The sequence below is a fragment of the Collinsella sp. AK_207A genome (assembly GCF_902501965.1).
Lineage (GTDB): Bacteria > Actinomycetota > Coriobacteriia > Coriobacteriales > Coriobacteriaceae > Collinsella.
In genome coordinates this window covers 115,175-121,924 of sequence record NZ_CABWID010000020.1, presented here as the reverse complement: position 1 = coordinate 121,924, position 6,750 = coordinate 115,175, and the positions used below count along the sequence as shown (strand labels likewise).

The window sequence follows — 6,750 nt, the reverse complement described above, 5'->3', positions numbered from 1 at the left end:
CCTCGATGCGCTCGACCAGCCGCTGACGGCCCCAAGGCGTGAGGCGTGCGTTAGGATGTTGTGACATGGGAGGGCCCCTCTCTTCGCTGCAGACCTAGACAATCCACAGCTTCGCGGAGCCCTCCCTACTTGTCACTAGTCAGACGTAAACAACCTGTTGGCACTAAACAGCTAACCACATGGGTGGAAGTGTCTACCTCGGCGTGGAAGACAATGGGACTGTTGCTGGCGTTGCGGAAGGCGCGGCAATAGATATACAGCGCAATATCGCCAATGTCGTCCGCAATCCCAAGCTGTTCGATCCCGCTGTGATGCTCGAGACTGAAATGGTTGTCGTAAATGGCAAGACCGTCGTCCGCATCTGGGTCCCCATGAGTCCGGGTGTTCACCGCTATAAGGGCGTCGTATACGACCGCATCGCTGATGCCGATGTAAAGGTTAGCGCTGGCAGTCAGATTTCTGCCATGTATATCCGGAAGAGCAATCTCGAGGCTGAGCGGCGAATCTTTCCATATTTGACGCTGAGCGACTTGCGTGCAGATCTTATACATCGTGCAAGGCAGATGGCTACGGCACGGCGGCCGGGACATCCTTGGGCAGGGTTGGATGACGAGCAGCTCTTGCGGAGCGCCCAGCTTTTGGTCAAGGACTACTCAACAGGACAAGAAGGCCTCACTCTCGCCGCCGGCCTGCTGTTCGGTAGCGACGAGACGATTGGCTCGCTCTGTCCTACTTACAAAAGCGATGCTGTGGTCAGGTTGCGTGACCAGGACCGCTACGACGACCGCCTGACGGTGAAGACCAATCTCATCGATGCGTACGATGCCCTCATAGGGTTCTGCGAGCGTAATCTCCCCGATCCCTTTGTTATTGAGGGAGACGCAAGGGTAAGCGTGCGGGGCATCGTATGCCGTGAGCTCATCTCGAACATGCTCATCCACCGGGAATTCACGAGTCCCTATCCTGCAAAGCTGGAGATCGACCGCGAGGGCTTGCACACCCAGAACGCCAGCAGGACGTTCTTTGAGGGGAATATCACGCTCAATGATTTTAACCCGATGCCAAAGAATCCCTCGATTGCCAATGTCTTCACTCAGATAGGGCTTGCGGAGGAGTTGGGGAGCGGCACACGCAACCTCTTCAAGTATGCACGAAGCTTCATGGGTGGGGACCCGACCCTCGTGGACGGAAGCATCTTCCGCGCTACAGTCCCAGACGCAGGTGGGGTTTTGAACACCGAGTCGACAGTTGCCAAGCAGCTGGGGGACACTGACCAAGCCATACTGGAGCTCGCTGCATCACGAGTCAGCTTCACGCTGGCAGATGCTGCTGGAGTCTCAAAACGCAGCGCCAGCGCTCACGTATCCGCACTCATTGAATCGGGCAAATTGGTCGGGGAGGGATCGACGAGGAGGCGCCAGTTCAGGAAGGCATGACCTTGCATTTGGTAGGCGCGGACTCATTTCTAGATTGCCGAAGTGGCCCATTTTGTCCGCGTACTTTGACTTTGTGTGGAATCTGATTGACGTCTGACTCCCCGATGAGTATTAATATGCGCACATGGAAAATCTTCGGGTTTTGTAAGGGCGGGGCCCACTGGGTTTCGCTCTATTTGTTATGCAAAGGGCGCGGCCATAGGATTCCCGAACAGATGTCGTTGCCCATGGCGCGGGGCGTCTCGCCTCGCTCGCCTTTCCTGACAGACAGAAGCCTCCCGATCCTTATGGCGGATATCTTCTGCCGCTTGATGGGCTTGCAGGCCGACGCCTTCGATACGTGCAGGTAATCCGCGACCTGCGGCACGTCCACGAGGCATGGGGCGCCACTTGGACATGAACGACTAGGTGCCGACCAGCAGGTCGAGGTTGGCGATGGTCACGCCAAGCACACCCTGCGCCACCGTGCGCGCGAGCCTCCACTACCACTCGTTTCTGCAAGGGAGCTCGTTCATTATCTCCAGCCTTTCTCCCAGGCCACAGTTGCTTCGGCAATGAGCGCGACGAGCGCAGTATACGTTCCGTTGCCGACGGTGCCGACTCCGCAAGAACAACCGATGCCGCCCTACTGTGCAGAGAAATCTCCGGCGCCGTGGGGCGGGCGGCGGAGTGAGCCAACAGCAAAGCCACGCCGCTAGTAGTAGCCTGTCACCAGCAATCTGCAAGTCATTAGCACCCCACAGCCGTGTCGCCCGCATCCCTTGGTCGCCATATCAGCCGCACGGTATAATCTATCCATCGATATATTGGTTGAACCATGGTGTCTCTGCTGTGACCATAAACCTCCGCAAGACGCCAGGACCTTGTTCTAAGGAGATCTGGTGGAGAAAGGTCAAGAGGACCCACCACAAGACCAGGCACTTGCCCATAGAGTCAGGTGGGCTGACCTCGACAGCGTCTTCGCGCACATGAGCGACAATACTAGCGTCGGAGAGACAAGTAATGGCATCCACCTCATAAATGACCGGGAGCACGTCGCCGTGCGCCAGGACCACAAGGTTCGCATTCCCGATGAATACCTGCTGGAATCATACGTCGGACAGCGTGACAGCGACCTGAGAAAAGCAAGGGAGATGCTCCTTCAGGCCAAGCAGGAGCGCCCTTCCTACAAACCTGACATCCTTTTAGGTCTCGCGACAACGTTCCTGGGCTGGTTTCTCGGGGGTTTGTCGTCATCTGTCAATCTCGCATCTTTGCTCGGTATCTTAATGCCCTGCGTAGCACCGTGTGGCGCAGTAGGACTCTTTGTCGCTTTTATCTTTATCCGAAAAGAAGAGAACCAAGGCAAATCTGATCTGGCTGAGCGCGTTCTAGAACACCTGGCGGATCCCGATGGCAAGGAGACCAAGACCGATGAACATTAATGATACGAGCACGCAGCTGCTCTTTACCACGGTCCCCATCGTGGGCATAACTACCGAAGGCACGGGCGTCTCGGGTACAGGATTCTTCTTTTCCTATGACCTTGAGGACGGGCGCAACGTGCCCCTGCTCATTACCAATCACCATGTCCTCAAGGATGTGATTCAGGGTCGCTTCGTCATCAATCTAGCCGAAGGTGACGCCCCGTCACGCGAGACCATCAGCGTGAACTTCGACAAGTCATTCATCGAGGGGAAGAAGCTCGGAGAGCTCGACTTGGTTGCGATGCCGGTGGCTCCTGTTCTCAGCATGCTCGAACAAAACGGGAAGAGGCCTTTCTACCGCTCCATCGACTCTGGACTCATCCCGAAGAAGAGTGTGCTGGACAATTTGGCGGCGCTCGAGCAAATCACCTTCATCGGATACCCCAGCGGGCTCTATGACGACTACAACAAGACCCCCCTCATCAGACAAGGCTGGACTTCCACGCCCGCTTGGAACGACTACAAGGGCAAGCGCGAGTTCCTCGTTGACGCATCTGTATTCGAGGGCTCTAGCGGCAGTCCCGCCTTCATCCTCAACCAGGGCAGCTATCCCACGACCGACGGAATTGCCTTCGGCTCCAGGCTGCTGTTCATGGGCGTAATCACTCAGACGATTACGAAGGAGGAGAGTGGGCACCTCGATTTAGGTACAGTCATCAGAAGCGACGCGATGCTCGACAAGCTCAAACCCTTCGTGGAAGGTCTGCTGTAGCTAAGAGCGCCGTCAAAAGCGTTGACGCCCTTTTGCTCCTTTGCCTAGGACGAGGTGACTGAGCTCGGCGTGCTGGTTGACATCTGGCTTCCCAACGGCTCACAGTACAGACACATGGAAAACCTTCGGGTTTTGTAAGGGCGGGGCCCACTGGGTTTCGCTCTAGTTTTATGCGATGAAGATATGCCGGAAGTTATGGGATCACCGATCAGATGTCGTTGCCCATGGCGCGCAGCGTCTCGTCTAGCTCGCCTTTCCTGACACGCAGAAGCCCCCCGATCCTTATGGTGGGGATTTTCTGCCGTTCGATGAACTTGCAGGCCGACGTCTTCGACACGCGCAGGTATTCTGCGACCTGCGGCACGTCCATGAGGCCGTCGGGCAGGTCGTACGTTTCGGATGTCGAGGAGGCGACAGATCCCCGTATCTCCGCCCCGGCATTCTCGCGGCTCTCGGCATCATTATCCGATATTCCGATGGGCGTCGGGAACGCGTCACGTGTCATCTGGAGGATGTCGTCTCTCATGGGGTGGCCTACCTCCTCTTCGTCTTGCATCTGGTGCGTTTGGGTTGCAACGAGACCCAAGGAGCCTCGTTCCGTCATCGCGGGCAAGCTGAGAGATACCTGATGGGAAATACGTACAAAACGTCACAAAGGGCGCTAAGCCACGCTAAGTCACGATTCGTCTTAGATCCGTTGGCCCGCGAATTAAGGGATGATTACAGCGCCCGAATGTCGGACTCTGTTACTGGCGATATAATTGTCATTGACAATGCGAAGGGGCGTGTCGGGTATGAGCAACACTGATGACATTGTAAAAATCGTTTACTTTGATGAAGGCTCTGCAACTGACTATGTTCAGTTGAAAACCGGTGGGTCATTCATGTCGGAGATTGCCACGACTGATGACAAATCTGCTGAAGGTGGAGCAGAAATAAAAGGTTCCATCGGCGTGCGTGCTTGGTTCGCCAACCTGGTAAAGGGCTCAGTATCTGCCGAGGGGTCGCTCTCGGCCTCCTTTAAAGATGACACCGTAGTCAAAAGCATCGTTACTAACACCGTGCTTACCGACTTCCTTGCTGCAGTGGATGGAGAGGAGAGCGATAAGCGAATTGAAAAGTTCGATAACTGCAAAATCGTGCAAATCCCAGGATCCATCTCTAGCCTCTCTTTGCTCACTCCCTATTTGTCGATGCTTCGGAGCGGCCAGGGCATAGAAGCTGGGGAATTTAACATCTCCTTGGACAAGCTTGATTCCACGTTGACGAAGGCAAAGGGGTACTTCGAATTCTTCGGCAACAACGACGATGGCTCAAGAATCGTTCTTCGATTTAACGGTTTGGGCTTCAAGAACAACTACAAGCAGGGTAATCTCCTCAATATGAATTTGAGGCTGTATGCAGTAAACGTTGGCAAGACACGGATTGCTGAGCTAGCTGCAGACAAGGAACTTAGCTTTGAAGGATTTTCGTCTGTCACCAATCCAGATTATGTCGAGGGCGCCGAGAATGAAGAAAGTACAGTTGGCGAAGATGAAAGCCTGGACATGTATGATGTAATCCTTGCGGGAGTTGTTTCAAATGGCTGATAGCGCAGTGATCTTTTTTGGACCGCGAAAAGTATTTGATGAGATGGTAGAAAGAGAAACCGCTGAAGATGAGCGGAGCGTTACCTATCTCGAATCCATCCGCGTCTATAACGCCCGGATAAAGTCGAGTGATCTCATCACTAGGGATCTCGTCCTCAAGGCTCCCGAGCGAGTTGATAGCTGCGTGGTCCATGCCGATGACTTCGGTTCCGTCTTGAGCCATGTCCTACCAAGCTTTGCCACCATACTCGAGCAGACGTTTGATGTCGGAAAGCTCTACGTGCAGAACCCTCCGAAACGAGTCTTCGACTCTCTAAAGGCGTCGCAGCCGCAAGGAACTCTTGATGTCGTACACTATGAGTACCCGCTCATTGAGAAAAAGAGACTCAATGACATATACGACAAACTGCAATCGGATGTCCTCGGGCAAGACGAGGGGAAAGAGTCACTGATTGCATCTCTGTATCGGCTTGCCGCCATGAACGAGGAGCGTCCCTCTGTAATCATGTTCTACGGACCGTCCGGCGTCGGCAAGACGGAAACGGCGAGGTGTTTAAGCGAGGCAGTTGGCGGAGAGCTTACCAGAGTGCAGTTCTCGATGATGCAAACGCAAGAGGCTTACGAGTATCTGTTTGGCGCGGAACACTCGAAAGCAAGTTTCGCGCGCGATCTTTTGGCGAGGGAGTCTAATGTCGTTCTAATAGACGAGTTCGATAAAGTCGATCCCCGTCTGTACAACATGTTCTACCAGCTCTTTGATGAGGGCAGATATGTCGACACGAACTATGATGTCGACATGAGAAATGCCCTTTTTCTCCTAACGTCTAATTTCAATTCCGAAGCGTCCGCTCGTCGAGCAATGGGCCCCGCCATGTTCTCGCGCATCGGCGCAAGCGTACATTTCTGCGATCTCGGAATAGACGAGAAGGTTACGATAATCAACGAGCACATTGAGTTCGTTCTCTCAAAACTTGATGAGGAAGACAGGGCGACAATCGAGCAAAGCGATGTTCAAGCTTGGTTCATCGAGCATGCTGCAAAGTATGACAACATGCGTACGATGAAGAACAAGATTGAGATGGCCATATTTAAGAAGCTGTCTGCTCCCATTATTTTGTCCGGAAGAAAGAGCGTTTAACGCAAAGAAACGCCGCCTTCTCCTCATGATTCAGCTCAGGGATGGGTTGTTTTGCTTGCGAGGACCGATGTAGTTACCTACTAGGTAGAAATTCATATTTTCCCAGCTCAGCGCAGTCACTCTTCACTCGGGATTTGTCACTCTTCAGTTGGGGAGCGCCCCACCCCGTTGGCTCTGTTTCCGCCATGTAGTCAGTTGTGCACAATCGAACTTTGTTTCCGCAGGTCAGACATATCACTCTTCGGTCTGGTGAAAATTCTCTCCCCAGGTGACTACATCGCCTGTAGTCACTGCTGACTACAGGTTGACTACACGGTTTTCGAGATAGGAGAGTAGATGGAATCCCAGCTCATCCATCCCGCTGACTACACGGAAACGGGCCATGCAACGATTGAGTTGGAATAGAACA

The 6,750-nt window shown here is 53.9% G+C and carries 6 protein-coding genes; 5 read left to right on the top strand and 1 reads right to left on the bottom strand.

Features of this window, described 5'->3' with window-relative positions; genetic code table 11:
* The first annotated feature begins 179 nt into the window (after positions 1–179).
* The 3 genes from GDJ97_RS08245 to GDJ97_RS08235 all read left to right on the top strand — a co-directional run bounded on the left by GDJ97_RS08245 (position 180) and on the right by GDJ97_RS08235 (position 3,614).
* Positions 180–1,436, top strand: a complete 1,257-nt coding sequence (locus GDJ97_RS08245) for a helix-turn-helix domain-containing protein (protein ID WP_226808948.1) — start codon at positions 180–182, stop codon at positions 1,434–1,436.
* Between the two features lie 881 nt (positions 1,437–2,317).
* Positions 2,318–2,860, top strand: a complete 543-nt coding sequence (locus tag GDJ97_RS08240) for a hypothetical protein (protein WP_152070803.1) — start codon at positions 2,318–2,320, stop codon at positions 2,858–2,860.
* On the top strand, positions 2,850–3,614 hold the full coding sequence (locus GDJ97_RS08235) for a trypsin-like peptidase domain-containing protein (RefSeq protein ID WP_152070802.1): 765 nt from the start codon (positions 2,850–2,852) through the stop codon (positions 3,612–3,614). The genes GDJ97_RS08240 and GDJ97_RS08235 overlap by 11 nt, the downstream gene beginning before the upstream one ends.
* A 208-nt stretch (positions 3,615–3,822) precedes the next feature.
* On the opposite strand, the gene GDJ97_RS08230 is transcribed toward GDJ97_RS08235, so the two are convergent.
* Positions 3,823–4,140, bottom strand: a complete 318-nt coding sequence (locus tag GDJ97_RS08230; RefSeq protein ID WP_226808946.1) for a helix-turn-helix domain-containing protein — start codon at positions 4,138–4,140, stop codon at positions 3,823–3,825.
* A gap of 268 nt (positions 4,141–4,408) precedes the next feature.
* On the opposite strand from GDJ97_RS08230, the gene GDJ97_RS08225 reads away from it, so the two are divergent.
* On the top strand, positions 4,409–5,203 hold the full coding sequence (locus tag GDJ97_RS08225) for a DUF6414 family protein (protein ID WP_152070800.1): 795 nt from the start codon (positions 4,409–4,411) through the stop codon (positions 5,201–5,203).
* Positions 5,196–6,341 carry an AAA family ATPase gene (locus GDJ97_RS08220; RefSeq protein ID WP_152070799.1) on the top strand — a complete coding sequence of 382 codons (1,146 nt, stop codon included), beginning with the start codon at positions 5,196–5,198 and terminating at the stop codon, positions 6,339–6,341. Before GDJ97_RS08225 ends, GDJ97_RS08220 begins: the two co-directional genes overlap by 8 nt.
* Positions 6,342–6,750 lie beyond the last annotated feature (409 nt).

What these genes read in the sequence shown, in the direction of transcription:
- GDJ97_RS08245 (WP_226808948.1), top strand. Translation starts at nt 180, where the DNA reads ATGGGTGGAAGTGTCTACCTCGGCGTGGAAGACAATGGGACTGTTGCT.
- GDJ97_RS08235 (WP_152070802.1), top strand. Translation starts at nt 2,850, where the DNA reads ATGAACATTAATGATACGAGCACGCAGCTGCTCTTTACCACGGTCCCC.
- GDJ97_RS08230 (WP_226808946.1), bottom strand. Translation starts at nt 4,140, where the DNA reads ATGAGAGACGACATCCTCCAGATGACACGTGACGCGTTCCCGACGCCC.
- GDJ97_RS08225 (WP_152070800.1), top strand. Translation starts at nt 4,409, where the DNA reads ATGAGCAACACTGATGACATTGTAAAAATCGTTTACTTTGATGAAGGC.
- GDJ97_RS08220 (WP_152070799.1), top strand. Translation starts at nt 5,196, where the DNA reads ATGGCTGATAGCGCAGTGATCTTTTTTGGACCGCGAAAAGTATTTGAT.